The sequence below is a fragment of the Sinorhizobium sp. CCBAU 05631 genome (genome assembly GCF_002288505.1).
GTDB lineage: Bacteria > Pseudomonadota > Alphaproteobacteria > Rhizobiales > Rhizobiaceae > Sinorhizobium > Sinorhizobium fredii_C.
This window is the reverse complement of sequence record NZ_CP023063.1, coordinates 1,003,145-1,029,610: the sequence shown is the minus strand read 5'-3', so window position 1 is coordinate 1,029,610 and position 26,466 is coordinate 1,003,145. Positions and strand designations below refer to the sequence as shown.

General features: G+C 62.3%; 24 protein-coding genes and 1 pseudogene. 10 read left to right on the top strand and 15 right to left on the bottom strand.

The annotated features are described in order from the left end of the window. Positions 1–24 precede the first annotated feature (24 nt). The 4 genes from SS05631_RS04920 (at position 25) to rpmG (ending at position 2,650) form a co-directional block, all read left to right on the top strand. Positions 25–480, top strand: a complete 456-nt coding sequence (locus tag SS05631_RS04920; protein WP_037414170.1) for a DUF983 domain-containing protein — start codon at positions 25–27, stop codon at positions 478–480. A gap of 86 nt (positions 481–566) precedes the next feature. Further along, a complete protein-coding gene (locus tag SS05631_RS04915; RefSeq protein ID WP_234819785.1) occupies positions 567–1,190 on the top strand; it encodes an NUDIX domain-containing protein in 624 nt (207 codons plus the stop codon). A gap of 12 nt (positions 1,191–1,202) precedes the next feature. Next, positions 1,203–2,387: an MFS transporter gene (locus SS05631_RS04910; RefSeq protein ID WP_037414168.1), complete on the top strand. Its 1,185-nt coding sequence runs from the start codon at positions 1,203–1,205 to the stop codon at positions 2,385–2,387. 95 nt (positions 2,388–2,482) lie between these two features. Continuing rightward, positions 2,483–2,650, top strand: coding sequence for a 50S ribosomal protein L33 (gene rpmG / locus SS05631_RS04905; RefSeq protein WP_034795357.1), 168 nt, complete (start codon positions 2,483–2,485; stop codon positions 2,648–2,650). Positions 2,651–3,220: 570 nt separating this feature from the next. On the opposite strand, the gene SS05631_RS04900 is transcribed toward rpmG, so the two are convergent. After that, a complete protein-coding gene (locus SS05631_RS04900; RefSeq protein WP_037414165.1) occupies positions 3,221–4,588 on the bottom strand; it encodes a PleD family two-component system response regulator in 1,368 nt (455 codons plus the stop codon). Between the two features lie 17 nt (positions 4,589–4,605). Further along, entirely contained in the window at positions 4,606–4,977 is a 372-nt protein-coding gene (locus SS05631_RS04895) for a response regulator (RefSeq protein ID WP_037414162.1), read from the bottom strand. Between the two features lie 156 nt (positions 4,978–5,133). Between SS05631_RS04895 and SS05631_RS04890 the strand changes: the two genes are divergently transcribed. Next, positions 5,134–5,403 carry a DUF3572 domain-containing protein gene (locus SS05631_RS04890; protein WP_037414160.1) on the top strand — a complete coding sequence of 90 codons (270 nt, stop codon included), beginning with the start codon at positions 5,134–5,136 and terminating at the stop codon, positions 5,401–5,403. Positions 5,404–5,405: 2 nt separating this feature from the next. After that, a complete protein-coding gene (locus SS05631_RS04885; RefSeq protein ID WP_037414158.1) occupies positions 5,406–6,059 on the top strand; it encodes a hypothetical protein in 654 nt (217 codons plus the stop codon). A gap of 50 nt (positions 6,060–6,109) precedes the next feature. Here SS05631_RS04885 and SS05631_RS04880 read toward each other — a convergent pair whose 3' ends face one another. Continuing rightward, positions 6,110–6,697, bottom strand: a complete 588-nt coding sequence (locus tag SS05631_RS04880) for a GNAT family N-acetyltransferase (RefSeq protein ID WP_037414247.1) — start codon at positions 6,695–6,697, stop codon at positions 6,110–6,112. A gap of 74 nt (positions 6,698–6,771) precedes the next feature. On the opposite strand from SS05631_RS04880, the gene SS05631_RS04875 reads away from it, so the two are divergent. After that, positions 6,772–8,061, top strand: a complete 1,290-nt coding sequence (locus SS05631_RS04875; protein ID WP_037414156.1) for a DNA polymerase IV — start codon at positions 6,772–6,774, stop codon at positions 8,059–8,061. Between the two features lie 177 nt (positions 8,062–8,238). Next, positions 8,239–9,457, top strand: a pseudogene (locus SS05631_RS04870) (L,D-transpeptidase family protein). 27 nt (positions 9,458–9,484) lie between these two features. Here the strand turns inward: SS05631_RS04870 and dnaE are convergent. Together dnaE and SS05631_RS30885 are read right to left on the bottom strand one after the other, a co-directional pair. Further along, on the bottom strand, positions 9,485–12,979 hold the full coding sequence (gene dnaE, locus SS05631_RS04865) for a DNA polymerase III subunit alpha (RefSeq protein WP_037414155.1): 3,495 nt from the start codon (positions 12,977–12,979) through the stop codon (positions 9,485–9,487). A 296-nt stretch (positions 12,980–13,275) separates the two neighbouring features. Beyond that, positions 13,276–13,434 carry a hypothetical protein gene (locus tag SS05631_RS30885; RefSeq protein ID WP_157213147.1) on the bottom strand — a complete coding sequence of 53 codons (159 nt, stop codon included), beginning with the start codon at positions 13,432–13,434 and terminating at the stop codon, positions 13,276–13,278. 62 nt (positions 13,435–13,496) lie between these two features. Between SS05631_RS30885 and SS05631_RS04860 the strand changes: the two genes are divergently transcribed. Continuing rightward, the gene (locus SS05631_RS04860; RefSeq protein ID WP_037414245.1) at positions 13,497–13,964 is read left to right on the top strand and encodes a DUF5680 domain-containing protein; all 468 of its coding nucleotides are present in this window, start codon (positions 13,497–13,499) and stop codon (positions 13,962–13,964) included. Positions 13,965–13,977: 13 nt separating this feature from the next. Here the strand turns inward: SS05631_RS04860 and SS05631_RS04855 are convergent, their stop codons facing one another. The 3 genes from SS05631_RS04855 to proS are packed head-to-tail and all read right to left on the bottom strand — an operon-like array spanning position 13,978 to position 17,332. Then, on the bottom strand, positions 13,978–14,664 hold the full coding sequence (locus tag SS05631_RS04855; RefSeq protein ID WP_037414153.1) for an ABC transporter ATP-binding protein: 687 nt from the start codon (positions 14,662–14,664) through the stop codon (positions 13,978–13,980). Positions 14,665–14,678: 14 nt separating this feature from the next. Then, a complete protein-coding gene (locus SS05631_RS04850; RefSeq protein ID WP_037414151.1) occupies positions 14,679–15,989 on the bottom strand; it encodes a lipoprotein-releasing ABC transporter permease subunit in 1,311 nt (436 codons plus the stop codon). Between the two features lie 14 nt (positions 15,990–16,003). Beyond that, a complete protein-coding gene (gene proS / locus SS05631_RS04845; RefSeq protein WP_037414149.1) occupies positions 16,004–17,332 on the bottom strand; it encodes a proline--tRNA ligase in 1,329 nt (442 codons plus the stop codon). A gap of 367 nt (positions 17,333–17,699) precedes the next feature. Between proS and SS05631_RS04840 the strand changes: the two genes are divergently transcribed. Continuing rightward, positions 17,700–17,921, top strand: a complete 222-nt coding sequence (locus tag SS05631_RS04840; RefSeq protein WP_037414148.1) for a hypothetical protein — start codon at positions 17,700–17,702, stop codon at positions 17,919–17,921. A 104-nt stretch (positions 17,922–18,025) separates the two neighbouring features. Here the strand turns inward: SS05631_RS04840 and SS05631_RS04835 are convergent, their stop codons facing one another. From SS05631_RS04835 to nuoL, 7 genes are all read right to left on the bottom strand, one after another. Further along, on the bottom strand, positions 18,026–18,295 hold the full coding sequence (locus SS05631_RS04835) for a DUF1467 family protein (RefSeq protein WP_037414146.1): 270 nt from the start codon (positions 18,293–18,295) through the stop codon (positions 18,026–18,028). Positions 18,296–18,565: 270 nt separating this feature from the next. Next, complete coding sequence (mce, locus tag SS05631_RS04830) at positions 18,566–18,970, bottom strand: methylmalonyl-CoA epimerase (RefSeq protein ID WP_037414144.1); 405 nt, start codon at positions 18,968–18,970, stop codon at positions 18,566–18,568. Positions 18,971–19,037: 67 nt separating this feature from the next. Further along, on the bottom strand, positions 19,038–20,705 hold the full coding sequence (locus SS05631_RS04825; RefSeq protein ID WP_037414142.1) for a ribonuclease J: 1,668 nt from the start codon (positions 20,703–20,705) through the stop codon (positions 19,038–19,040). A 24-nt stretch (positions 20,706–20,729) separates the two neighbouring features. Further along, the gene (locus SS05631_RS04820) at positions 20,730–21,500 is read right to left on the bottom strand and encodes a biotin--[acetyl-CoA-carboxylase] ligase (RefSeq protein WP_037414140.1); all 771 of its coding nucleotides are present in this window, start codon (positions 21,498–21,500) and stop codon (positions 20,730–20,732) included. Beyond that, complete coding sequence (nuoN, locus tag SS05631_RS04815) at positions 21,497–22,939, bottom strand: NADH-quinone oxidoreductase subunit NuoN (RefSeq protein ID WP_037414137.1); 1,443 nt, start codon at positions 22,937–22,939, stop codon at positions 21,497–21,499. Before nuoN ends, SS05631_RS04820 begins: the two co-directional genes overlap by 4 nt. Before the next feature lie 19 nt (positions 22,940–22,958). Then, complete coding sequence (locus tag SS05631_RS04810; RefSeq protein ID WP_037414135.1) at positions 22,959–24,470, bottom strand: NADH-quinone oxidoreductase subunit M; 1,512 nt, start codon at positions 24,468–24,470, stop codon at positions 22,959–22,961. Further along, positions 24,470–26,464, bottom strand: coding sequence for an NADH-quinone oxidoreductase subunit L (gene nuoL / locus SS05631_RS04805; protein WP_037414134.1), 1,995 nt, complete (start codon positions 26,462–26,464; stop codon positions 24,470–24,472). The genes SS05631_RS04810 and nuoL overlap by 1 nt, the downstream gene beginning before the upstream one ends. Positions 26,465–26,466 lie beyond the last annotated feature (2 nt).

Here is a 26,466-nt window from a genome sequence, read left to right as displayed (position 1 = left end):
GTCCTCGTTCGATTAGGATTGGGCATGAAGGCAATGGCAACGGACAAGCTCCAACTGGGCGGGGAGCAGCGGGAGGAGCGGCCCGTCGGCCGCTCGATGAAACGCGGCTTTCTCGGGAAGTGCCCCGCCTGCGGCCAGGGCCGACTGTTTCGAAGCTTCGTCAAATCGGTGGATGCCTGCGCCGTCTGCCGCGAGCGAATGGACCATCACCGTGCCGACGACTTTCCGCCCTATATCGTCGTGACGATCGTCGGCCATGTGGTGCTCGGCGGCTATATGATGACCGATCTCGTCCTTCCGCTCACCACCTGGCAGCACCTGGCGCTCTGGGCGCCGGTGACGCTCGTCAGCGCACTCGCTTTGATGCAGCCGGTCAAGGGCGCGGTCATCGGCCTGCAATGGGCTCTCAAGATGCACGGCTTCGGCGGTCACGAAGACCGGCCGGAAGACATCCTGCCGCCGCGGGATCCCTCGGCATGAAGCCTAATCGGAGCAGCGGCCCGCCGCAGCCACAGCCGGGCGCGGCCAAGCATCCGCCGCTCCGACCGCGGGACGCGGCGTCGATCATGCTCCTCGACCGCTCCAACAAGGGCGTGCGTGTCCTGATGGGCAAGCGCCACAGCGCCCATGCCTTCATGCCCGACCTCTATGTCTTTCCCGGTGGCCGCCGCGATCCGACGGACCATCGGCTGGGATTTTCCGGCGATCTGAAGCCGACAGTGCTCAGCGCGCTGAAGGCAAGCGAAGGGCGCCCGATCCCCGAGGGACGCGCCCGGGCGCTGGCGCTCGCGGCCGCGCGAGAACTCTTCGAAGAGGCGGGAGTATGTCTCGGCCGGCAACACAGCCCATCGGGTGCTCCCCTTCCCTTTCTTCCCGATCTCACAAACTTGCGCTATATGGCGCGGGCCATCACGCCGCCGGGACAAGCGCGGCGGTTCGACACGCGCTTCTTTGCAGTCTTCGCGGATGAGGCCGAAATCGATCCGTCTGCTATCCTGGACAGCCGGGAGCTTCAGGATTTGCAGTGGATCGACGTCAACGACTTCTCGTCTCTCCAAGTGCCGGAGATCACCGCAATCATCCTCGCGGATCTGAGAGCCGGGCTTGAGGCGGATTCCTCGCTTCCTCATGACCGAGCAATCCCGTTCTACTTCACGCGCCGCGGGCGCTTTCTTCGCACGCTTCTCTAGGGATCCTGCCGAATGTCGAAGCCGCAGTCCGGCACATCCGCGCCGGTTGACGAAATTCACTGGCCTTCGCTGATCGCTGCGCTTGCGTCGATCACCGCCGTCGGCATTGCGATGGGTCTTGGCCTTCCGCTGCTCAGCATCATCATGGAAAAGCGCGGCATCGCACCGACGCTGAACGGGTTCAATGCTGCAATGGCCGGCATCGCATCGATGGCCGCCGCTCCGTTCACAATGAAATTCGCCCATCGTCACGGCGTTGCGCCGACCATGCTGCTGGCGATCGTTTTCGCGGCGGCAAGCGCGCTCGGCTTCTACTACGTCAGCAATTTCTGGCTCTGGTTTCCGCTTCGAATCGTGTTTCACGGTGCAATTACCGTTCTCTTCATTCTCTCGGAATTCTGGATCAATGCCACTGCGCCGCCCAACAGGCGCGGCTTCGTGCTCGGCATCTACGGCACGGTGCTCTCGCTTGGCTTCGCCAGCGGCCCCCTGCTCTTTTCTATGCTGGGGAGCGAGGGCGTGCTGCCCTTCGCCGTCGGCGCGGTGGTCATCCTGCTCTCGGCAATTCCGATCTTTCTCGCGCGCAACGAAAGCCCGGCCCTCGACGAGAAGCCGAAACGCCATTTCATGCGTTACGTCTTCCTCGTGCCGACGGCCACCGCCGCCGTCTTCATCTTCGGCGCGGTGGAATATGGTGGCCTTTCGCTCTTCCCTATCTTCGGGACACGCGCCGGCTTTACCGAATCGCAGGCGGCTCTGCTCCTGACCGTCATGGGCATCGGCAATTTCATCTTTCAGATTCCGCTCGGCATGCTGTCCGACCGCGTGAAGGATCGCCGTACGATCCTGTCGGCACTGACCTTGATCGGCTTCGTGGGCGCATTGTTTCTGCCGATGCTGGTCGAAAACTGGTTTCTCATGGCACTTGTGCTTCTGTTCTGGGGAGGGTGCGTCTCGGGCCTCTACACGGTCGGACTCAGCCATCTAGGCGCCCGACTCCAGGGGGCCGACCTCGCGGCCGCCAACGCAGCCTTCGTGTTCTCTTACGCCGTCGGCACGGTAGCGGGCCCGCAAGTGATCGGCGCGGCAATGGATGTCACCGGCAACGACGGGTTTGCCTGGGCCATTGCCGGCTTCTTCGGGCTTTATGTCGTGCTTTCGCTCGCCCGCATGGTTTTGAATCCAAAACGGCCTTGACTTTTCGGCCGCTATTTGTAGTTTCGCGCCAACCTTGACCGTGGCCCGCAACCGGTTGTCCACGGCTTTCATCTTTCTATAAAGGCAGGACGACCATGGCGAAAGCTACCACCATCAAGATCAAGCTGCTGTCGACGGCCGACACGGGTTTCTTCTACGTCACGACCAAGAACAGCCGCACGATGACGGAAAAGATGACGAAGACGAAGTACGATCCGGTCGTCAAGAAGCACGTCGAATTCAAGGAAACGAAGATCAAGTAAGATCGCGTTTCGGTTCGACCGATGAGCGCCGGCCGCAAGGTTCGGCGCTTTTTCTTTGGCTGCAGCCGATGGCGAAGTTCTTCGCTTGAACAGCGTCCGACAGCACGCGCGACGCCTTGCGATCGGCAACGAAAAACGCCGCCTCAGTCCGAAGCGGCGTTTTGAAAGGGGGTCGGCTGGCTCCGACTGCGGCACGAGGAATCCGCGGATGTCGGAAACCAGCCGACCGACCCCACGACCCAGGAGATGCGGCGGACCTGAGCATCATGGGGTAACCGATCGATCGTGGAAGTCACACTTCCTTAATATCAGCATTGCTTGAAAATAAAAAAAAATCAACGAATTCTTAATCGCCGGAGCGCGTTGCTCGGCGTTTGGTTAATTCTGTCTCGTCTTCGGACAAATCCGAACCGACCGCTCTTTGGAAATGCTTGCCCCAGCATCAGCGATGCGGCAAAAGATACAACTTATAAGTAAGATGGCAAGCTGAGTTTGGGCGTATGCTTCGCTCTCCCATACGCCCAATGGCGAAGTCCGTGACGGCCGGCGAGCGCCGCTTGCCAATTCGGCTTACGCGGCCGCCGCCACGACCCGGTTGCGCCCGTTGTTCTTGGCCTGGTACAGCGCCGTATCGGCGCGCTTCAGCAGGGCTTCGGGCGTATCGTCCCGGGGCCGCAGCGTGGCGATGCCTAGGGACGCCGTGACGCTGAGGATCGTTTCGCCCTGTGAAATCCCGAAGGCGCGTCCCTCAACCATCAAGCGAAGCCGCTCCGCGACGATCGCGGCCATCTCGGGCGTCGTGTCCGGCATCACGATGACGAACTCCTCGCCGCCGAACCGGCAGGCGAGATCGGCGCCGCGAACCGTCGCACGGACGCGGTTGGCAAATTCGCGCAGAACTTCGTCGCCCGCATCGTGCCCATAGGTGTCGTTCACCAGCTTGAAGCGGTCGATATCGGTGATGCAGATCGAAAGCGGCCGGCCGCGCGCGCTCGCCCGATCGATCAGGAGCTTCAGATGGCTGTCGAGGTAACGGCGATTGTGAAGGCCGGTGAGATCATCGGTGATCGCCAATTCGATGGTTTGCTGGACGCTGGCGCGCAGCCGGTCATTGCAGTGCTTGCGGCGGATCTGCGTCAGGGAGCGCGCCACCAGCTCGTTGGGATCGACCGGCCGCATGATGTAGTCCGTTACCCCGAGTTCCAGGGCGCGGACGACCATCTCTTCGCTCCCCTGCTCGGTGACGAGCAGGATCGGTATGAAGCGCGTCCTCTCGAGAGAGCGCAATTGCGAGCAGAGACGCAGCGGATCGTAGTCGTCGAAGTTGGCATTGACGATCGCCAGATCGAAGCTGTTCTCCGCAGCCTCGAAAAGGGCGGCCTGAGGGTCGGAGATCACCGAAACGTCGGCGATCGGCTTCAAGGCGCGCAGCAGCCGCTCCTGCGAGGAGGCCCGACCGTCGACAAGGAGCACGTTGCCGGGCTCGTCGGGCCGGTCGGCGCGGGCAAGTTCCTGCAGGCCGATCGTCTGCGCCGTCTGCGCCCTGAGGCGCAATTCGTCGCTGACATTCTTGAGCCGCACCAGGCTTTTCACCCGGGACATCAGCTGCAGATCGTTGACCGGCTTGGTGAGGAAATCGTCTGCACCGGCCTTGAGGCCCCGGACCCGATCGGAGGGTTGGTCAAGCGCCGTCACCATGACCACGGGAATATGGGCGGTGCGGCCGTTTTCCTTCAGTCTCGCGCAAACCTCGAAGCCGTCCATGTCCGGCATCATGATGTCGAGGAGGATAAGGTCGACCGGCGTATTCTCGCAAATTGCCAATGCGGAGCGTCCGTCGCCGGCGGTCAAGACATCGAAATACTCGGCGACGAGGCGCGCCTCCAGAAGCTTTACGTTGGCTGGTACGTCATCGACGACGAGGATGCGAGCAGTCATATCGTTTTTCCCGGCAATCAGGCATCGCCCAGATATGTCTTGATTGTTTCAATGAATTTCGGAACGGAAATCGGTTTGGACACATAGGCTTCACATCCGCCTTGTCGAATACGCTCCTCGTCGCCCTTCATGGCGAAGGCGGTTACGGCGATGACCGGAATGACGTGGAGCTCGTCGTCCTCCTTCAGCCATTTCGTCACTTCGAGGCCGGAAATCTCCGGCAGTTGAATGTCCATGAGGATGAGGTCGGGCCGGTGCTTGCGCGCTAGTTCGAGCGCTTCCATGCCGTTGCGCGTCTGGATCGTCTGATAGCCAGAAGCCTCAATCAGGTCGCGGAAGAGCTTCATGTTCAGCTCGTTATCCTCAACAATCATCACCTGTTTGGGCATGTCGATCCCTTGCTGTCTGTCGCCGCCTTGCAAGTCCCCTGGAGAGATATAAGCTTCACGAACGGTGACTCGACCCACTTTCTCGGTCGCAAGACTAACGATATTTGGTTGAAAAAGAGGTAACTCCGAGCGCCATATGAGAAGAGATTCAAGAACATGAAGAGCGCTGACGAAACGGCGATCGCGATCCTCGGCTGGCTCGCCAACGAACCGGAACTGCTGTCGCGTTTCCTGGCGCTGACCGGCACCGACCCTGTGTCGCTGCGCAAAGCCGTGGGGGACCCGGCCTTCATGGGCGGGGTCGTCGCCTTTCTGATGGACCACGAGCCGACGCTCATCGCCTTCTGTGCGGCGACTGGGACCGCTCCCGAAGACGTCGTCTGGGCGCACCAGGCATTTTCCGGCCCGGCGCACTTCGAGGATTGAGCATGCCTACCTTCGCCGCTCCTGGCGACGTGCCTCTTAAGCCACGGCCGCTGATCGTCACCGACGTCGACGAGGTCGTGCTCGAATTCCTGACTCCGTTCATCGCATTCCTGGAGGCCCGCGAGCACGTTTTGCTCCCGCGCTCCTTTCGCCTTGCCGGCAACATCATCGACCGGCGGAGCGGCGAACCAGTCAGCGAAGCGACGGCGGAAGCGCTGCTCGAAGCCTTCTACACCGCCCAGGATCAATGGCAGACGCCGGCCGCGTTGGCCGTCGAGACGCTCACGGCACTTTCGGAAGAGGCCGACATCGTCTTCCTGACGGCGATGCCGCCGCGCCATGCGCCGCTGCGCACTGCCCTGCTCGACGCCCTCGGCCTTCCCTATCCGCTGATTGCCTCCGAGGAGCCGAAGGGACCGCTCGTCAAGCACCTGCACGGGGAGCGCCGCCTTCCGCTCGTCTTCATCGACGACATCCTGCGCAACCTCCATTCCGTGCAGGAGCACGCGCCCTCCTCCTTCCTCATCAATCTGATGGCGAACGCGGAGTTTCGCGCACTCGCCCCGACGCCGGCCGCCGGCATCCAGGTTGCCGCCGATTGGGGCGTAGCGGCAGGGCTGATCCGCGCCCACTGGGGCGCGACGACGGGCGGCTGAAGCAAGCCGGGGCGGCGCTCCACAGGCCGGCAGAATTTCCGGACGCATCGTCATTGCCTCAAGTCCAGTCGCATCAGCGGCCTGCCGTCCTTGCGGCAGGCGACCGTCTCGAAGCCGGCCGCATCGAAAATCGCCGTCGAGCCGATATAGAGACCCACCGATTTCGGCCGCTTCGTGTGATCGATCGGACAGGCATCGAGGTAGTGCGCGCCGCTCGCCCGCGCATGGTCAATCGCCGCAGAGAGCATATGGTGGCTAAGTCCCTTGCCGCGCAGCGGCGAGGCAAGGAAGAAGCAGCTCACCGCCCAGACGCTTGCGTCCTCGGCCTCGCGTTCTTCCAACGGCCGCGAACACGTTCGCGGCGAATTGAATTGCGGCACATCCTGACGAGGGCCGACCTGGATCCAGGCGACCGGCCTTCCCTCGCAATAGCCGAGGATGCCCGGCGGCGGGCCGGCTTCGATGCGCTCGCGGATATACGCCTTGCGGTCATTGGCCGACATGGTGCCGCGGATCTTGTAGGGCAGGCGCAGGGCAACGCACCAGCAGCCGCAATAGGCCCCCTTCGGCCCGAAGAGCGTCTCGAAATCCGGCCAGAGATCCCGTGTCACCGGCGCAAATTGCAGGGCGATATCCACCATGGCCTCCGATCGCCGCCTTGAGACTCACTAGCGTAGAGCGTAAAGTCACCGCGTTCAACATTTGTTCCTCCATGACCAGCGCTGCACCGTTTTCCGGCTTCTGCCGAGACTGCCTCAAGGAACTGGCTGCGCCGGTGCGACGGTGTCTGGCCTGCGGCAGCCCGCGGCTTCTCAGCCATGCCGAACTCTATCGGTTGACCTTGGCGCATATCGACTGCGACGCCTTCTATGCCTCGATCGAGAAGCGCGACAATCCGGAGCTTGCCGACAAGCCGGTGATCATCGGCGGCGGCAAGCGCGGAGTCGTCTCGACAGCCTGCTACATCGCCCGCATTCACGGCGTCCGCTCGGCTATGCCGATGTTCAAGGCGCTCGAAGCCTGTCCGCAAGCCGTGGTCATCAAGCCCAACATGGAAAAGTACTCGCAGGTCGGGCGCGAAGTCAGGGCAATGATGCTCGAGCTGACACCGCTCGTGCAGCCGCTCTCGATCGACGAGGCGTTCCTGGACCTGAACGGCACCGAGCGGCTGCATCACCATCCCCCTGCCCGCACGCTGGCGCGCTTCGCGAAACGCGTCGAAGAGGAAGTCGGCATCACCGTCTCGGTCGGGCTTTCCTACTGCAAGTTCCTCGCAAAGGTCGCCTCCGATCTGCAGAAGCCGCGCGGATTCTCCGTCATCGGCCAGGCCGAGGCGGTCGATTTCCTCAAGGAGCGCCCGGTCACGCTGATCTGGGGCGTCGGCAAAGCCTTTGCCGCGACGCTGGAGCGTGACGGAATCCGCACCATCGGCCAGTTGCAGACGATGGACGAAGCGGACCTGATGCGCCGCTATGGCTCGATGGGCCAAAGGCTATACCGCCTGTCGCGCGGTCAGGACGAGCGCACCGTCGAGATCGACGGCGAGGCGAAGAGCGTCTCCTCGGAGACGACATTCAACGACGACCTGTCGCGCCCGGACGAGCTCGTTTCGCATCTCAGGCGGCTGAGCGAGCAGGTGGCGATGCGGCTGCGCAAGTCGGAGCTTGCCGGCCAAACGGTTGTCCTGAAACTCAAGACCGCGGATTTCAAGCTCCGCACCCGCAACCGGCGGCTCGAAAGTCCGACCCGGCTGGCCGACCGCATCTTTCGGGTCGGCCTCCAGCTGCTCGAAAGAGAGGTCGACGGTACGAAATACCGACTGATCGGCATCGGCGTCAGCGACCTCACCCATCCCGATCTCGCCGATCCGCCGGATCTCGTCGATCCTCTGGCGACCAGACGCGCTGCGGCCGAGGAGGCGATCAACAAGCTGCGCGACAAGTTCGGCAAGGCCAGCGTCGAAACGGGCTATACGTTCGGCCAACGCCGACGCGACCAATAGCCGTAAACCCTTTGCCCCTCGGCGACGGCGCGGCTTCCTGTGTTTCAATTCGTTAAATCTTGATCCGTATCCTTGCTCGATAGATTTCGGCGCGCCCGCTCGACCGAGGCCTGCGTGAAAAGGGCCGCATGGAAGCGCTGCATCGGTATTGCGCTTCAGGTCGGATGAGGGTTTGTATTGCGTATCACTCTCGGAATGGGACTGGCCGTTCTCATCGTGTCGGCGCCGTCGGCGCTTGTGGCCGGCACCAAGGCGCCGCTGCAGATCGTCGTCTCGAGGCAGCAGCAGTCGCTCGTCGTCTATGACGGCGACACCGTCGTCGCGACGTCCAATGTTTCGACGGGCAAGCGCGGCCACACGACGCCGACGGGCATCTTTTCGATTCTCGAAAAGCGCCGCCATCACAGGTCCAACATCTATTCGAATGCACCGATGCCGTTCATGCAGCGGCTCACCTGGTCCGGCATCGCCTTGCATGGGTCGAACCATGTGCCGGACTATCCCGCCTCGCATGGCTGCGTGCGCCTGCCGAGCAAATTCGCCGTCGGCTTGTTCAAGATGACAGAACGCGGCATGCACGTGGTGATCTCCGATCGCCAGGTGACGCCCGCCGAAATTTCGAGCGTGATGCTGTTCCAGCCGAGAGAGGCGCGCCCGCCGCAGCCGCCGATGTCGGACGTGCCGCTGCGGCCCGCCATCAGCCATTTCGACGGGAGTTCCGTCGAAGTCGCCATGACGGAAAGCAACCCCTTGCCGGTGCTGGAGCACGATCAGCCGCCAATTCGCATTCTGATCACCCGGCGTGGCGACCGGGAGACGATGCGCGATCTGCAGGTGCTGCTGACGATGCTCGGCTACGACGCGGGTGAGCCGGATGGCCGCAGCGGCCCCATGACGCTTGCGGCGATCCGCTCGTTCCAGACGGCAGAGGGGCTGCCGGTGGACGAAAAAGCGACCCCGGAACTGATCGGGGCGGTCTATCGCAAGGCCGGCAGGGACATGCCGGCCTTGCGGTATTCTGCGCGTACGCCGCGCGTTTGAACCGCTCTTCGAGGCGGACGTAAGGATAGAGAGACCCGAACTGGCGCTCGGCACGCATTTTCTGCAGTTCCAGGATACAGACGCAGCAACCGGCGAGGGCAAGTGGTTCGGCATGTCGCTCGACAACGCGCTCTCAAAGGCCGCGAAACAACGGCTGGGCATCACGGTGGACGCCGACCGCATGGAATACAACGGCCTTCAGCGGAGCCTGAGCCGCCTCACAATGTCCGTGGACGTGCGCCGGCGCATAGCAAGCCTCCTTGCCGACGGATCGTCGCTGTCGGTTTCCGACACGGACACCGGGCTGGAGACCGGCGAAGGGACCGATTTCATCACCATTACTCGCGCTCCGTAAGCGTTCGCTGACGCTTGCGGCCGGTGCCTATACCAGCTCGACGTCCACGACACCCGGCGCGGAGCGAAGGGCCGCAGCGATTTCCGGCGAGATCCGGTATCTCTCGCTGAGCTCGACCTCGATCTCCCGCTGACCGTTGTCCTTGATGACGATGAAGGAGACGAGGCCGTCGCCCTTGGCGTTGAGGTGCGAGGCGATGGAGCGTAAGGGGCCGGAGTCCCGCACATAGACGCGCAGCGCCTTCTGCATTTGCAGCGATTCCTCTTCGAGCGACCGCAGCGTCCGGATGCGAAGGCCGACGCCTTCCGGCCGCTCCTCCGCGTCTACCGTCATCACCAGCGACTTGCCGGGTTCCAGCAGGTCCCGATACTGGTGCAGCATTTCGGAAAACAGCACCGCCTCGAACTGGCCCGACGCATCGGAGAAGGCGACGATGCCCATCTTGTTGCCGGTACGCGTCTTGCGCTCCTGCTTCGACGTCACGGTGCCGGCAAGGCGGCCCGCGGTCGCCCCTTTCTTCACGGCGGCGGAAAAATCCGCGAATGTCTGCACCCGCATCTTCGCCAGGAGATTGTTGTAGGTATCGAGCGGATGGGCGGAAAGGTAGAAGCCGAGCACCTGGAACTCGCGGTGCAGCTTCTCCGAGGCAAGCCAGGGCGTGTAGGCCGGCAGAGCGATCTTTTCGGGACCCGTCGCAGCGCCCGCGCCGAACATGTCGCTCTGGCCGCTGAGCTTGTTTTCCTGGGCGCGCTGCGCAAAGCCGAGAATCCGGTCGAGGCCGCCGATGAGCTCGGCCCGGTCGTAACCGAAGCAGTCGAAAGCACCGGCGGCGATCAGGCTTTCAAAGACGCGCCGGTTCAGAAGTTTCGGGTCGATCCGGAGGCAGAAATCCTCGAGGCTCGCGAAGGGACGGTCGCCGCGAACGGCAACGATGTGGTCGACGGCGGATTCACCGACGCCCTTGATGGCGGCCAGCGAGTAATAGATCCGGTTGTCGCCGGTCTCGAAAGGACGGAACGAGCTCTGCACCGAGGGGGCGATAACCTGAATTCCGAGGCGCATCGCGTCCTGGCGGAAGTCGTTGATCTTCTCAGTGTTCGACATGTCGAGCGTCATCGACGCCGCGAGGAACTCGACCGGATAATGCGCCTTCATATAGGCGGTCTGGTAGGAGACGATGGCGTAGGCGGCCGCATGCGACTTGTTGAAGCCGTAATTGGCGAATTTGGCGAGCAGATCGAAGATCAGGTCCGCCTGCGGCTTCGACACGCCATTGCCGACCGCGCCCTCGACGAAGCGGGCGCGCTGCTTGTCCATCTCCTCCTTGATTTTCTTGCCCATGGCGCGGCGCAAGAGATCGGCCTCGCCGAGTGAATAGCCCGACAGCACCTGGGCGATCTGCATCACCTGCTCCTGGTAGACGATAACGCCTTGCGTTTCCTTGAGCAGGTAATCGATTTTCGGATGAATCGATTCGATCTCTTCCTCGCCATGCTTGCGGGCGTTGTAGACCGGGATGTTTTCCATCGGACCCGGACGGTAGAGCGCCACCAGCGCGATGATGTCCTCGATGCAGTCCGGCCGCATGCCGATCAGCGCTTTGCGCATGCCGGCACTTTCCACCTGGAACACCCCGACCGTCTCGCCGCGGGACAGAATCTCGTAGGTCTTGGGATCGTCGAGCGGAATGCTCGCCAGATCGACCTGAATGCCGCGCTTGGCGACGAAGTCGACCGCCGTCTTCAGCACGGTTAGGGTCTTCAGTCCGAGGAAGTCGAATTTGACGAGGCCTGCCTGCTCGACCCATTTCATGTTGAACTGGGTGACCGGCATGTCGGAGCGCGGATCGCGGTACATCGGCACCAGTTGCGACAGCGGACGGTCGCCGATGACGATGCCCGCCGCATGGGTCGAGGCGTGGCGGTAGAGACCCTCGATCTTCTGCGCGATATCGAGCAGCCGGCCGACGACCGGTTCCTTTTCCGCCTCCTCCTTAAGGCGCGGCTCCTCCTCGATCGCCTTCGACAGCGGCGTCGGGTTTGCCGGATTGTTCGGCACCAGCTTGCAGATCTTGTCGACCTGGCCGTAGGGCATTTCGAGCACGCGGCCGACGTCGCGCAGCGCCGCACGCGCCTGCAGCGATCCGAAGGTGATGATCTGCGCCACCTGCTCGCGGCCGTATTTCTGCTGCACGTAGCGGATCACCTCTTCGCGGCGGTCCTGGCAGAAGTCGATGTCGAAGTCCGGCATCGAGACGCGCTCGGGATTGAGGAAGCGCTCGAAGAGGAGCGAGAAGCGCATCGGATCGACGTCGGTGATCGTCAGCGCATAGGCGACCAGCGAGCCGGCGCCCGAGCCGCGGCCCGGACCGACGGGGATGTCGTGCTGCTTCGCCCATTTGATGAAGTCGGCAACGATCAGGAAATAACCCGGAAACTTCATGCGCTCGATGACGCCGAGTTCGAAGGCCAAGCGCTCGCGATAGTCTTCTTCCTTGTAGCCCGGCGCCATGCCGAGCTTGGCGAGCCGCTTCTCCAGCCCCTCCTCCGCCTGGCGGCGAAGCTCGGCGGACTCGGCTCGCTCGGCCTCGACGGGATCGTCCGAGGCACCGGTGAAGCGCGGCAGGATCGGCCCGCGGGTCTTCAGCATGAAGGAGCAGCGCCGCGCGATCTCGACGGTGTTTTCCAGCGCTTCCGGAAGATCGGCGAAAAGCGCTGCCATCTCCTTGCGGCTCTTGAGATAGTGATCCGACGTCAGCCGGAAGCGGCGGTCGTCAGAGACGACGGCATTGTGGGCAACGGCCATCAACGCGTCATGCGCATCATAGTCGGCCGGCGACGGGAAAAAGGCCTCGTTCGTCGCCACGAGCGGAATGTCGTAGCGATAGGCGAGCTCGACCAGCCGGCTCTCATGACGTCGATCATAGCTGCCGTGCCGTTGCAGTTCGATATAGAGGCGATTGCCGAACAGCTCGACCAGCGCCTTGAGGCGCCCCTCGGCAAGAGCGGACGAACCGGCCTTCAGCGCCAGATCGACCGGGCCGCTGCCGGCGCCCGTCAGCGCGATCAGACCATCGGTGCCGCCCGCCGCGAGCCAGGAGCGCGTCACCCGCGCCGCCTGATGACCTTCGCCTTCGAGATAGGCGCGGCTGACCAGGTCGACGAGACGGACATAGCCTGCGTCGGTCGCGGCAATCAGGACGATCGAAGGCAGCTTGGCGAGCTGCTGCGCGTGACCGCGCCGCTCCCCCTCCGCCTCGTCCTCCATGTCGATGGAGAGCTGGCAGCCGATGATCGGTTGCAATCCCTCGTCCGCCGCCTTCTGGGAAAATTCCAGCGCCGCGAAAAGGTTGTTCGTGTCGGCGATGCCGATGGCCGGCTGATCGTCGGCCACCGCCTTGGCGATGATCTTCTTCAGCGGCAGCGCGCCTTCGAGCAGCGAATATGCCGAGTGCACGCGCAGGTGAACGAATTGCGGATTCGCGTCCGCCATGCTCTGCCCAATGCTATCCTCGCCTGCCATTGCCGCACTCCGATTCCTGTTCGGTGCGAGGATATCCTGTTTCCCGCCGCGACTGTCCAGTCTTCCGGCCCTGTCGGGGATGTTTTTGCCAGGGCCGCAGAGCGGAGGACCGTGGGAAACGGTGGAGCGGTCACATGCCGAGTGCGATCACCGAGATGCTGGCGATGAAAAGGGTCATCGAGGCGAAGGCAGCGAGATCACGGACGAAATCAGTCATAACATGGCTCCTTTCGGCTATTGTTCTTTTTTTGTTCTATTTTTGTTCAATAGTCAAGCAAGCGCGCATGAAACGCCCGTTATTCACCGGCTATGGTTAATGCAACCAAGGCGATCAGCTTTCCACGCGACTGGCAAAACGCCAGGCCGACCGAATCGACGAATAGGGTGGCGTCGAAACGCAAGGCCTTGGGGCGATCTGCCGCCAAAAAGACTGCCGTGCGGAGATGTTTGTTCACCATTTGTTCTTTACACGCGCATCCTCTTGAGGCATCCTCAATCCAATACCAGGGGAACGCCCCTGATCAACATCGACGAACTCACAGACTTCATCGTCGAAGCTAAGGCTAAAACCTATGTCAGTGATGGCGCCAGGCTGCCGGCGTGCCGGACAGGCTCCCACGATATTGGCCATCAGCGCGGGGCCTGGCGTTATCTCGACAGCTACTTCGGCGGCAGCGACTTCGCCGGTCAGGAAGCGGTCTGGCACGACGGCAAGCCGTGCTGGGCGATGAATTATTTCGGCCGGATCGTCCGACCGGAACTGATCGATGCGCGACGGGCCGGCGCCGTCATCAAGGCGGCGCTGCAGACGATGTATCACGAAAAGCGCCACTTCCTCGGCGGCATGGAATATCAGCACGCCTATGGTTGCTATATCGACAGCAGCCGCGGCGGGACCGACCACTTTTCCGGACGCGAGACCATATTCGTCGATGGCGAAGAGGCCTATGAGCTGGATTATCGCGGCGGACTGATCGTGCCGTGAGCTTCCTTCCGGCCTATCGAAGTTCGACGACCTTGCCGTCCTCGATCGTCACGCAACGATCCATAAGAGCAGCAAGTTCGTGATTGTGGGTGGCGATCAGCGCCGCTAGGCCTGACTGACGCGCAAGGGCTTCCATCGCCTCGAAGACATAGCCAGCCGTCTCGGGGTCGAGGTTGCCGGTCGGTTCGTCGGCCAGCAGGATGAGCGGCGCGTTGGCGACCGCCCGGGCGATCGCCACACGTTGCTGCTCGCCGCCGGAAAGTTCGGCCGGCCGGTGTGCAGCCCGGTGTCCGATCCGCATGTAGTCCAGCAGTGCCCTCGCCCTCTCGGCCGCCTCCGCCTTGGACAAGCCGGCGATCAGTTGCGGCATCATGATGTTCTCGAGCGCTGAGAATTCCGGCAGCAAGTGGTGAAACTGATAGACAAAGCCGATCTCGTTGCGGCGGATCGCCGTGCGCCGGTCGTCGCTGAGGCCGTTGCATGGGATGCCGTTGACGATCACGTCTCCTTCGTCCGGATGTTCGAGCAGCCCGGCGAGGTGAAGCAGGGTCGACTTCCCGGTGCCCGAGGGCGCGACGAGCGCAATCGTCTCGCCGCTCCGCAGCGTCAGGTCGGCACCCTTGAGGATCGGCAGGTAGGTATCCCCCTCGCCATAGTGCCGCTCGACGCCGGAGAGCTGCAGTGCCACGCGCGCATTCATCTACGTTCTTGTCCTTATTCGTACCGCAGGGCCTGCACCGGATCGAGGCGCGAGGCGCGCCAGGCCGGGAAGATCGTCGCCAGGAAGGAGAGCGCCAGCGCCATGATGACGACGGAGATGGTCTCGTCGGCATTCATGTCGGCCGGCAGCTGGCTAAGGAAGTAGAGCTCCGGATCGAAGAGCGTCGTGCCGGAGACCCAGGAGAAGAACTGGCGGATCGACTCGATGTTGAGGCAGACGACCACGCCGAGAATGACGCCGGCGATCGTTCCTGTAACGCCGATCGCCGCCCCCGTCATGAAGAAGATGCGCATCACCGAGCCGGAGGTCGCACCCATCGTGCGCAGAATGGCGATGTCGCTGCCCTTGTCCTTCACCAGCATGATCAGGCCGGAAACGATATTGAGCGCGGCGACGAGCACGATCAGCGTCAGGATCATGAACATCACGTTGCGCTCGACCTCGAGCGCCGAGAAGAAGGTTCTGTTGCGGTCCCGCCAGTCCGTCAGGTAGACCTGCCGTCCGGCGGCGTCCTCGATCGGCTTGCGCAAGGCGTCGACGGCGTCCGGCTGCTCGACGAAAAGCTCAATCGACTGGACGAGGCCCTCGGCATTGAAATAGAGCTGCGCTTCCTCTAGCGGCATGAAGACGATCGTCGCGTCATATTCCGACATGCCCATCTCGAAGATCGCCGAAACGGTATAGGCCTTGACGCGGGGATTCATGCCGAGGGGTGTGACGTCGCCGTTCGGCGAGGTGAGCGTAATCGTTCCGCCGACGCGAATTCCCAACTGTTCGGCCATGCGCGAGCCGATGGCAACGCCGGCACCCGAGGCAAAGCCGACGAGGTCGCCGGATTGGATGTGCTCCGAGATCGATTTGAGCTTCGCGAGGTCTTCCGCCCGGATGCCGCGAACCAGGGCGCCAGTCGAGGCGTCGCCAACGCCCTGCGCGAGCACCTGCCCCTCGACCAGGGGGATCGCCATCGTCACCCCTGGGACGGCCGAGAATTTGGTGGCGAGCTCGGCATAGTTGGTGAGCGGCCCGTCGAGCGGCTGGACGATCACATGGCCGTTCATTCCGAGAATGCGCGATATCAGCTCGGTGCGGAAACCGTTCATCACTGCCATGACGATGATCAGCGTCGCCACGCCGAGCATGATGCCGATGAAGGAAAAGCCGGCTATGACGGAAATGAAGGCTTCCTTGCGGCGCGAGCGCAGATAGCGCCAGGCGACCATGCGCTCGAAGGCGGAGAAGGGACGACTGGACCTTATGCCGGATGGCGCGGCAACCTGCACTTGCTCTTCCGTCGCCGCGGTCATCGTCGTCCTTGCCTCTATCTGTTCGCAACCAGCTTGTTGATTGCGGCTTCCACCGTCATCGTCTCGCGCGCGCCGGTCTTGCGGTCCTTCACCTCGACCTCGCCATTGGCGACCGAGCGCGGCCCGACGATGATCTGCACGGGAACGCCGATAAGATCGGCGGTCGCGAACTTAGCGCCGGCGCGGTCGTCCGTGTCGTCCAGAAGGACGTCGAATCCCGCCTTGCCGAGGTCGGAGTAGAGCGTGCCGCAGGCCGCATCGCAAGCGGCGTCGCCCGCTTTCATGTTGATGACGACCGCGTCGAACGGAGCCACCGATTTCGGCCAGATGATGCCGTTCTCGTCATGCGAGGCTTCGATGATCGCCGGCACCAGGCGTGTCGGGCCGATGCCATAGGACCCCATGTGCACGGTGTGCTCCTTGCCGTCGGGTCCAAGCACCTTGGCACCCATCGCCTCCGAATATTTCGTGCCGAAATAGAAGATGTGACCGACCTCGATGCCGCGCGCCGACAGCCGGTCGCCCTCGGAAATAGCGTTGAAGGCGGCCTCGTCGTGCATTTCCGAGGTGGCGGCATAACGCGAAGTCCACTTGTCGAAGATCGCCTTCAGCCCGCCGACGTCATCGAAATTCGTCTCCTTGCCCGGAATGTCGAAGCCGAGGAAATCCTTGTGGCAGAACACCTCGGACTCGCCTGTATCGGCAAGAATGATGAATTCATGGCTAAGGTTGCCGCCGATCGGGCCGGTGTCCGCGCGCATCGGAATGGCGCGCAGGCCCATGCGGTCGAAGGTCCGCAGATAGGCGGCGAACATCTTGTTATAGGCATGCTCCGCGCCCTCTCGATCGAGGTCGAAGGAGTAGGCATCCTTCATCAGGAACTCGCGCGAGCGCATGGTGCCGAAGCGCGGACGGATCTCGTCGCGGAACTTCAACTGGATGTGGTAGAGATTGAGAGGCAGGTTCCGATAGGACTTCACATAGGAGCGGAAGATGTCGGTAATCATCTCCTCGTTCGTCGGCCCGTAGAGCATCGGCCGATCCTGCCGGTCCTTGATGCGCAGCATCTCCTTGCCGTAGGCATCGTAGCGGCCGCTCTCCTGCCAGAGCTCCGCCGATTGCAAAGTCGGCATCAGGAGCTCGACCGCGCCGGACCGGTTCTGTTCCTCGCGAATAATCGCATTGACCTTGTCGAGCACGCGCTTGCCGAGCGGCAGCCAGCTATAGATGCCGGCCGACTGCTGGCGGATCATGCCGGTCCTCAGCATCAGGCGATGGGAAACGATCTCCGCTTCCTTCGGGTTTTCCTTCAGAATGGGCATGAAATAGCGGGACAGGCGCATGACGGGTTCCGGAACTGGTGGCTCTCGCACTATCGGTGGATTCGGGCGAAATGACGTTGTGCTGCGGCAGCCGCCATCGCCCTCCAACAGGCGGAGGTGGCGATTGCCGTTTGAAATCGGGCTCTTGATTTCCCATCGGCGCGGCCACGGGAACTTCCGAGTTCAGCGTTCATAGCCGCTTCGCGCGCGGAAGAAAACCCTGCTAGATCGGGAAGAAAGCCACACCGAAAATGACGCTGCGGCGGAAACGCTCTCTCCGACCTGCGTCAAAAGAGCACGGTAGTAACAGGACAAGGCCCATTTCTGTCAATCGGATTTTTTTGCCAAACTGTAGCAAAAATGCAAAAAAAGCTGGTGACATAGCCCAATGTTTGAGCTAGTTTCGGCTCACAAAACAGGCAAGAAGACCAAATTCTTGCCGAATTTCGCGGTCAAGTCTTGGGAGGATAAGATCTTAGGCGCGCTCGTTCGCTGCCGCCGGCAACGGTTCAAAGATCACGCGAAACTTGAAAACAAGGCTTTGGCCTTGTTTTTTTTTGCTATTTACCCGCCAATGAAAACGAAGCAGCGGGCAAATATGTCGATTTGACGACTGTCAAGGGCTGCGCCTGAGTTCGAAGTGCGTAACGGCTGCTGCAACGTCTCCATGAAAGTGCGGCACGTTTCTTGTGCGGCCGATCGAGCGCCCTCGCCTCAGCCTCTCGGACCTATGAAGCCGAATATCGCATCGAGGTCGTATCCGAGCTTCACGGAAAGCACATACCAGCCCAGATGGATCAAGCCGGCGATTACCGTCGTGATCAGCACCACCCGCAGGCCACGAAAGCGGGCCGGAGCGCTCTCGACGCTGCCGGGCACGACCTCATTCTCCTCGGCCTGGGTCCTCACCCCGAACGGCAGCACGGTAAAAAGCGTCAGCCACCAGATGATGAAATAGACGGCAAAGATCGAAAAGGCGGACATCCAGGTTCCCTGATGGAAGGCTTACAGCGCCGGGGCGTCTCATCGGACGCGCAAAGGTCGCTGTAGCACTTGAATCGCTGCATGTCTTTTCCTTAAATCGAGGTCGATGTAAGGAGACATGCAGATGGGCAACGCCCATTGGCAGCAGCCTTGCTGCCATACCGTCTTGATTGCGCCGATCGCAAGCGGCTGTCGAAGCGATTTCTGCGAGGCAACGCCTTATAGGGCCTTTGCTGTGGATCGCGCAAACCGCTCCGCCGCGCCCGACTGTCACACCTCTTCGAGTTCGATCAACGTGCCGTGGAAATCCTTCGGATGCAGGAAAAGGACCGGCTTGCCGTGGGCGCCGATCTTCGGATTGCCGTCGCCCAGCACACGTGCCCCCGCCTGCCGCAGCCGGTCGCGCGCCGCAAGAATGTCCTCCACCTCGTAGCAGATGTGGTGCATGCCACCGGCCGGATTTTTTTCGAGAAAGGCGGCAATCGGCGACTGATCGCCGAGCGGCTCCAGCAGTTCGACCTTGGTGTTGGGAAGCGTGACGAAAACGACCGTCACGCCATGTTCCGGCAAAGCCTGCGGCTCGGTGACCGTTGCTCCGAGGGTGGCACGATAGTTTTCGGCCGCGGACGCGAGGTCCGGTACGGCGATCGCCACGTGATTCACTCTGCCGAGCATCGAACCTCCTCCCCTTCAGCGCCGTGCGGGCTCCGACCGGTTTACACCGGCCCGCCGGTCGGGCCAATCAGACTTTGGTGACAAAGACCGTGACGATCGGCTTCTTGCCCCAGATCTGGTTGGCCGTGCTGCGCACCGCCCGCCGGACCGCTTCCTGCAGCATCGCCAGATCCTTGCGCTTGGCGCGCGGGATGCTTTCCACCGCCCCGAGCACGGCGTCATAGAGCACGTCGTCCATGTCGTCGCCCTCGTCGTCGAACTGCGGAAGCCCGATCGGCACGACGTCCGGGTCGCCGAGGAAGTCGTAACGGTTGTCGAGCACGACGTTGACCGAGACGTGGCCGGCAAAGGAGAGCTTGCGCCGTTCCCCAATGCCCATTTCGTCGAAATCGCCGATCAGCGTGCCGTCCTTGTAGATGCGGCCGTGCGGTGCCTCATCGATGACCTCGGCGGGACCGGGCGCCAGGCGCAGCATTTCGCCGTTGCGCAGCCGCGGGACGCTGGCGATGCCCGAGTTGAGCGCAAGCTCGGCATGCGCCGTCAGATGCGCCGCCTCGCCATGCACCGGCACGACGATCTGGGGCTTCACCCATTGATACATCTGCTGCAGTTCGTTACGGCGCGGATGGCCGGACACATGCACCAGCGCCTCGCTGTCGGTGATGATGTGGATGCCCTGCTCGATCAGGCCGTTCTTGATGTCGTTGATCGCCTTTTCGTTGCCGGGGATGGTGCGCGACGAAAAGACGATCGTGTCGCCGGCCGAAAACGCCACATTGCGCATTTCGTCCCGAGAGATCTTGGCAAGTGCAGCGCGCGGCTCGCCCTGGCTCCCGGTGAGAATGACGACCACCTTGTCGCGCGGGATATAGCCGAACTCGTCCTCGGCCAGGAACGGCTTCAGCCCCTCCATGATGCCGAGGTCCTTTGCGACGTCGACAACGCGCTTCATCGAACTGCCGAGCAGGAGCACTTCGCGGCCTGCGGCCTCCGCGGCTTCGGCGACCGAGCGGATGCGGCCGACATTCGATGAAAAGGTGGTGATGCCGACGCGACCCTCGGCATTGGCGATGATCTTCGCCAGGCTCTCCGATACCTCGCGCTCGGACGGCGAAACGCCGTCGCGCAGCGCATTGGTCGAGTCGCAGACGAGCGCCAACACGCCCTCTTCGCCGATCTGACGAAAACGCGCTTCGTTGGTGATCGGGCCGAGCGATGGCTCCAGGTCGATCTTCCAGTCGCCCGTATGCACGACGGCGCCGAGCGGCGTGCGGATGACCAGCGACATCGGCTCGGGAATGGAATGGTTGACGCCGACGGCCTCGATGCTGAAGGGGCCAACATTGATGCGGTCGCCCGCCTTAAAGACGGTCACCGGTATTTCGCCGCGGCTCTTTTCGAAGTCGCGCTTCGCCTCGAGCATGCCGGCCGTGAACGGCGAGGCATAGACCGGGACGTTCAGCCCCGGCCAGAGATCGTTCAGGGCGCCGTAGTGGTCCTCGTGGGCGTGGGTAATGATGATCGCCTTGAGATTGCGGCGCTCCTCGGCGAGGAAGGAAATGTCGGGCAGGACGAGTTCCACGCCGGGCAGTTCCGGACCGGGAAAGGTCACGCCACAATCGACCATGATCCATTGGCGGCTGCCGGGGCTGCCATAGCCGTAAAGGCCGAGATTCATACCGATCTCGCCAACGCCGCCGAGCGGCAAGAACACCAATTCTTCTTCCTGCGCCATTTTGCGCTGCGCCTCTATTCTTGTTTATCCGAGAAACACGTCGCCGGCGGCGATTGCCAGCGGCGCACCACCGGAGCCCGTGTCGAGCAGCAGCCGGCCGTCTTCGTCGATACCGACGAAGCGGCCGCCGAGCGAACGGTCCGGCAGGTTAACGGTGATGGCCTCGCCAATGCCCTTCGCGGCGGCCTTCCACTGATCGATGATCGCGGCAATGCCGGCGCCTCTATCCCAAATGGAAAGCGCCTCAGCCATTGTCACGAACAGGTGAGCGAATAGTTCCTCGGCCGAGATCGTGGCGCCCTCGCGCCGAAGCGAGGTGACCGGGTAGAGCCCCGTCTCCGGCATGACCGCTACGTTGACGCCGCAGCCGATCACCAGAGCGTGGCGGCCATCCGGAAGCGCTTCGCCCTCGAGCAAGGTCCCGCAGGTCTTCCGGCCATCGATCAAGATGTCGTTCGGCCACTTGATCGCCACTTCCGGCGAACCCGAAGGCATGACCCTGCGAATGGCCCGATGCACCGCAACGGCTGCAGCGAGCGGCAGGGAATGCAGGTGCTTAACCGGCGCCGGATCGATGAGCAGCAAGGATGCGTAAAGATTGCCGGGCTCGGAAAACCACTCGCGGCCGCGTCGACCGCGGCCGCCGGTCTGGCGCGCCGCGGTGATCCAGAGATTGCCCGGATCACCCTCTCGCGCCCGCGCCAGGCATTCGCTGTTCGTCGAGACAGTTTCGGCAAGCGCTATGTGCCGGAATTCATCGGGCGAAATCCGGCCGCTGCCCTGCCCGCCGGTCAAAAGAATGTCCGCGCCGCCGCCTCGGCGGCATTACCGAGCGGGCCGCCGATCAGCACATAGCCGAGCACGAAAAGGCCGGAAAGGCCATAGACCAAACGCAGTTCGCCCGACGTGCGGGCAAATTCGCCCTTGGCCTCGTCGAACCACATGACCTTGATGACGCGCAGGTAATAGTAAGCGCCGACGACGGATGCGAGGACGCCAATGATCGCCAGACCATAGAGCCGGGCTTCGATCGCGGCAACGAACACGAAATATTTCGCGAAGAAGCCGGCAAGCGGCGGGATCCCGGCAAGCGAGAACATCAGGATCGTCAGCACCGTCGCCATGAACGGATTGGTCTGCGACAGGCCGGCGAGGTCATCGATGCCTTCGACATGCTCGCCATCCCGGTGGCGCATGGCGAGAATGCAGGCGAAGGTGCCGAGCGTCATCACCATGTAGATCAGCATGTAGAGGATGACGCCGCGCACGCCGGCCATGGACCCGGCGGCAAGACCGACGAGCGCATAGCCCATGTGGCCGATCGAGGAATAGGCCATCAGCCGCTTGATGTTGCGCTGGCCGATCGCCGCAAAGGAGCCGAGCAGCATCGAAGCGATCGAGATGAAGACGACGATCTGCCGCCAGTCGGCGACGACCGGCTCGAAGGCCTCGATGACAATGCGGACGAGCATCGCCATGGCCGCAACCTTCGGCGCGGCGGCAAAGAAGGCCGTCACCGGCGTCGGTGCGCCTTCATAGACGTCCGGCGTCCACATATGGAACGGAACCGCGGAGATCTTGAAGGCAAGGCCGGCAAGGATGAAGACCAGGCCGAAGACCAGGCCGAGCGAGCGGCCTTCCGCGGTAAGCGCCGCGGCAATCTCGTCGAAACCGGTATGGCCGGTGAAGCCATAGACGAGCGACATGCCGTAGAGCAGCATGCCCGAGGACAAGGCGCCGAGAACGAAATATTTGAGGCCCGCTTCGGTGGACCGCACGCTGTCGCGATTGATCGCGGCCACGACGTAGAGCGCCAGCGACTGCAGCTCCAGCGACAGATAGAGCGAGATCAGGTCATTGGCCGAGATCATCAGCAACATGCCGAGGGTTGCGAGCAGCAGCAGCACCGGAAACTCGAAGCGGTCGATCTGCGCGGCGCGCGCCTGACCGATGGTCATCACCATGACGGTGACCGAGCCGATCAGCGCCAGAACCTTCATGAATTTCGCGAAGGGATCCGAAAGGAAGGCGCCGCCATAGGCCTCGCCGTCGCCGGTGTTCAGAACGAGCCACAGCCCGGCAATGGCGAGCACCGCGATGGAGAGACTGGTCACGACGGGGGTCGCGCGCTCGCTCGAATAGACGCCGACCATCAGCAGCACCAGCGCGCCGACCGCCAGGATCAGCTCGGGAACTGAGAGTTGCAGGCTTGCAAAAAGGGTTTCAGCAGTCATGTCCAATCACGTCCTGTGGTCAGTGCACCGAAAGCGCAACGTCTTGCGCTGCCTGCAGGGCTGCGGCGTAGTTGTTGACGAGCAGATCCACGGAGGCCGCCGTCGCATCGAAGACCGGCGCCGGATAGACACCGAAGAAGATCGTAAGGATCACCAGCGGATAGAGGATGACCTTCTCGCGCGTCGACAGGTCGAGCATCGCCTTGAGGCTATCCTTCTCCAGCGCGCCGAAGATCACCCGGCGATAGAGCCAGAGGGCATAGGCGGCCGACAGGATAACGCCGCTGGTCGCAAAGAGGGCAACCCAGGTATTGGCGCGGAAGGCGCCGACCAGCGTCAGGACTTCGCCGACGAAGCCCGAGGTGCCCGGAAGACCGACATTGGCCATGGTGAACACCATGAAGGCCACGGCATATTTCGGCATGTTGTTGACGAGACCGCCATAGGCCGAGATTTCGCGCGTGTGCAGCCGGTCGTAGACGACGCCGACGCAAAGGAAGAGCGCGCCCGAGACGATGCCATGCGAGAGCATCTGGAAGATCGCGCCCTGAACACCCTGGACATTCGCAGCAAAGGTCCCCATCGTCACGTAACCCATGTGGGCAACGGAAGAATAGGCGATCAGCTTCTTGATGTCGCTCTGCATCATAGCCACCAGCGAGGTGTAGATGATCGCAATGATCGACAGCGTATAGACGAGCGGCGCGAAATAATCGGACGCCAGCGGGAACATCGGCAGCGAGAAGCGCAGGAAGCCGTAGCCGCCGAGCTTCAGGAGAATGCCGGCCAGGATGACGGAGCCCGCCGTCGGCGCCTGGACGTGCGCGTCGGGAAGCCAGGTATGGACCGGCCACATCGGCATCTTCACCGCGAAGGACGCAAAGAAGGCAAGCCACAGCCAGGTCTGCATCTGGCGCGGGAAATTGTACTTGAGCAGTTCGGTGATGTCGGTCGTGCCGGCCTGCCAATACATCGCCATGATGGCGAGTAGCATCAGAACCGAGCCGAGCAGCGTGTAAAGGAAGAACTTGTAGCTCGCATAGACGCGGTCCCTGCCGCCCCAGACGCCGATGATGATGAACATCGGGATGAGGCCCGCCTCGAAGAAGACGTAGAAGAGCACGATGTCGAGCGAGACGAAGACGCCGAGCATCAGCGTTTCCAGGATCAGAAACGCGATCATGTATTCCTTCAGGCGCTTCTCGATCGTGACCCAGCTCGCCAGCACGCAGAACGGCATCAGAAATGCCGTCAGCGGCAGGAACAGCACCGAAATACCATCTATGCCGAGATGGTAGGATATGCCGGTGCCGAGCCACTCATGCTTCTCGACCATTTGGAAGCCGGGATTCGACGGATCGAACTGATACCAGACATAGAGCGACAGGCCGAAAACCACGATCGTGGTCATGAGCGAGATGTTCAGGATGTTGCGGCGTCCGGCGGCGCTGTCTTCCCGCATCAGCAGGAGAAGCAGGGCGCCGACCAGCGGCAGGAAGGTGACCGCGGAAAGTACGGGCCAATCGGTCATCAGAAGGAACTCCCGAGCATCATCCAGGTAACGAGCGCCGCAGTGCCGATCAGCATGACGAACGCGTAGTGATAGAGGTATCCGGTCTGCAGCCGGACGACGCGATCGGTCACGTCGAGAACGCGCGCCGCCACCCCGTTCGGCCCGAAGCCGTCGATGACGCGGCCGTCACCCTCCTTCCAGAGGAAGGTACCGAGACGCTTGGCGGTGCGGACGAAGAGGAAATCGTAGAGCTCGTCGAAATACCACTTGTTGAGCAGGAACTGGTAGAGACCGCGATGCTGCCGGGCGAGGTACTTCGGCGTTTCCGGCGAACGGATATACATGTACCAGGCGGTAAACAGGCCGAGCGCCATGGCAACGAACGGGCTCCATTTCACCCACAGCGGAACGTGGTGATACTCCTCGAGGATTTCGTTCTCGGCCGACGTGAAGAGCGCGCCCTGCCAGAATTCGGCGTAGTGATGGCCGAAGAAATAATCGTGGAACAGGAAGCCGGCGACGAGCGCACCGAGCGCGAGGATATAGAGCGGCACCAGCATGACCTGGGGCGACTCGTGGACGTGATGCATGACCTCGTGCGACGCGCGCGGCGTGCCGTGGAAGGTCATGAAGGTGAGGCGCCAGGAATAGAAGCTGGTGAACAGAGCGGCGATCACCAAAAGCGCAAAGGCGATTCCGGAAACGACGCTGTGCGACGCGAAGGTGGATTCGATGATCGCATCCTTCGAGAAGAAGCCTGCCGTGCCGATGACCGTGCCGGGAATACCGACGCCGGTCAGCGCGATCGTGCCGATGAACATCATCCAGTAGGTGACGGGGATATGGGTGCGCAGGCCGCCCATGTAGCGCATGTCCTGCTCACCATCGACGGCGTGGATCACCGAACCGGCGCCAAGGAACAGCAGCGCCTTGAAGAAGGCGTGCGTGAACAGGTGGAAGATCGCCGCGCCGTAAGCGCCGACGCCGAGCGCCACGAACATGTAGCCGAGCTGCGAACAGGTCGAATAGGCGATGACTCGCTTGATGTCGTTCTGAACCAGACCGACGGTCGCGGCGAAGAAGGCAGTGATCGCACCGATCAGCGTGACGACAGTCAACGCATCCGGCGACAGTTCAAAGAGCGGCGACATGCGGGCGACGAGGAAAACGCCGGCGGTCACCATTGTCGCGGCATGGATGAGGGCCGAAACCGGCGTCGGGCCTTCCATGGCATCCGGCAGCCAGGTGTGCAGCAGGAACTGCGCCGACTTACCCATCGCGCCCATGAAGAGCAGCAGGCAGGTTGCGGTCAGCGCATCGCCCTTGTCGAGGTGCATGCCGAAGAGCGTGATAACCGCCTCCCCTGCCTCTGCGCCTTCAGCCGGAATGTAGCTCTGGGCGGCGGCGAAGACCGTTTCGAGATTGATCGAGCCAAAGAGCACGAAGACGCAGAAGATGCCGAGCGAGAAGCCGAAGTCGCCGACACGGTTAACGATGAAGGCCTTGATCGCCGCGGCATTGGCCGAGGGTTTCTTGTACCAGAAGCCGATCAGCAAGTACGACGCGAGGCCCACGCCTTCCCAGCCGAAGAACATCTGCAGCAGGTTGTCCGACGTGATCAGCATCAGCATCGCGAAGGTGAAGAGCGACAGGTAGCCGAAGAAGCGCGGACGATGCGGATCGTGGTGCATGTAGCCGATCGAATAGATGTGCACCAGGGTCGAGACCGTGTTGACGACCACGAACATGACGGCGGTCAACGAGTCGACGCGGAAGGCCCATTCGACGTCGAAGCTGCCCGACTGGATCCAATGGAGCACCGAGACCTTGATCATCTCCTCGTGGCCGAGTGCGACGTCGAAGAAAACAAACCAGGAGAGCGCCAGCGCAATCAGCATCAGGCCGCTGGTCACATATTCGGATGCCTTGGCACCGATCTGCGTACCGAGCAGGCCGGCGATCAGAAAGCCGATCAGAGGCAGAAAGACGATAGCCTTGATAATGGTGTCCATGG

What these genes read in the sequence shown, in the direction of transcription:
- SS05631_RS04920 (WP_037414170.1), top strand. Translation starts at nt 25, where the DNA reads ATGAAGGCAATGGCAACGGACAAGCTCCAACTGGGCGGGGAGCAGCGG.
- SS05631_RS04915 (WP_234819785.1), top strand. Translation starts at nt 567, where the DNA reads ATGCTCCTCGACCGCTCCAACAAGGGCGTGCGTGTCCTGATGGGCAAG.
- SS05631_RS04910 (WP_037414168.1), top strand. Translation starts at nt 1,203, where the DNA reads ATGTCGAAGCCGCAGTCCGGCACATCCGCGCCGGTTGACGAAATTCAC.
- rpmG (WP_034795357.1), top strand. Translation starts at nt 2,483, where the DNA reads ATGGCGAAAGCTACCACCATCAAGATCAAGCTGCTGTCGACGGCCGAC.
- SS05631_RS04900 (WP_037414165.1), bottom strand. Translation starts at nt 4,588, where the DNA reads ATGACTGCTCGCATCCTCGTCGTCGATGACGTACCAGCCAACGTAAAG.
- SS05631_RS04895 (WP_037414162.1), bottom strand. Translation starts at nt 4,977, where the DNA reads ATGCCCAAACAGGTGATGATTGTTGAGGATAACGAGCTGAACATGAAG.
- SS05631_RS04890 (WP_037414160.1), top strand. Translation starts at nt 5,134, where the DNA reads ATGAAGAGCGCTGACGAAACGGCGATCGCGATCCTCGGCTGGCTCGCC.
- SS05631_RS04885 (WP_037414158.1), top strand. Translation starts at nt 5,406, where the DNA reads ATGCCTACCTTCGCCGCTCCTGGCGACGTGCCTCTTAAGCCACGGCCG.
- SS05631_RS04875 (WP_037414156.1), top strand. Translation starts at nt 6,772, where the DNA reads ATGACCAGCGCTGCACCGTTTTCCGGCTTCTGCCGAGACTGCCTCAAG.
- dnaE (WP_037414155.1), bottom strand. Translation starts at nt 12,979, where the DNA reads ATGGCAGGCGAGGATAGCATTGGGCAGAGCATGGCGGACGCGAATCCG.
- SS05631_RS04855 (WP_037414153.1), bottom strand. Translation starts at nt 14,664, where the DNA reads ATGAATGCGCGCGTGGCACTGCAGCTCTCCGGCGTCGAGCGGCACTAT.
- SS05631_RS04850 (WP_037414151.1), bottom strand. Translation starts at nt 15,989, where the DNA reads ATGACCGCGGCGACGGAAGAGCAAGTGCAGGTTGCCGCGCCATCCGGC.
- proS (WP_037414149.1), bottom strand. Translation starts at nt 17,332, where the DNA reads ATGCGCCTGTCCCGCTATTTCATGCCCATTCTGAAGGAAAACCCGAAG.
- SS05631_RS04840 (WP_037414148.1), top strand. Translation starts at nt 17,700, where the DNA reads ATGTTTGAGCTAGTTTCGGCTCACAAAACAGGCAAGAAGACCAAATTC.
- SS05631_RS04835 (WP_037414146.1), bottom strand. Translation starts at nt 18,295, where the DNA reads ATGTCCGCCTTTTCGATCTTTGCCGTCTATTTCATCATCTGGTGGCTG.
- mce (WP_037414144.1), bottom strand. Translation starts at nt 18,970, where the DNA reads ATGCTCGGCAGAGTGAATCACGTGGCGATCGCCGTACCGGACCTCGCG.
- SS05631_RS04825 (WP_037414142.1), bottom strand. Translation starts at nt 20,705, where the DNA reads ATGGCGCAGGAAGAAGAATTGGTGTTCTTGCCGCTCGGCGGCGTTGGC.
- nuoN (WP_037414137.1), bottom strand. Translation starts at nt 22,939, where the DNA reads ATGACTGCTGAAACCCTTTTTGCAAGCCTGCAACTCTCAGTTCCCGAG.
- SS05631_RS04810 (WP_037414135.1), bottom strand. Translation starts at nt 24,470, where the DNA reads ATGACCGATTGGCCCGTACTTTCCGCGGTCACCTTCCTGCCGCTGGTC.
- nuoL (WP_037414134.1), bottom strand. Translation starts at nt 26,464, where the DNA reads ATGGACACCATTATCAAGGCTATCGTCTTTCTGCCTCTGATCGGCTTT.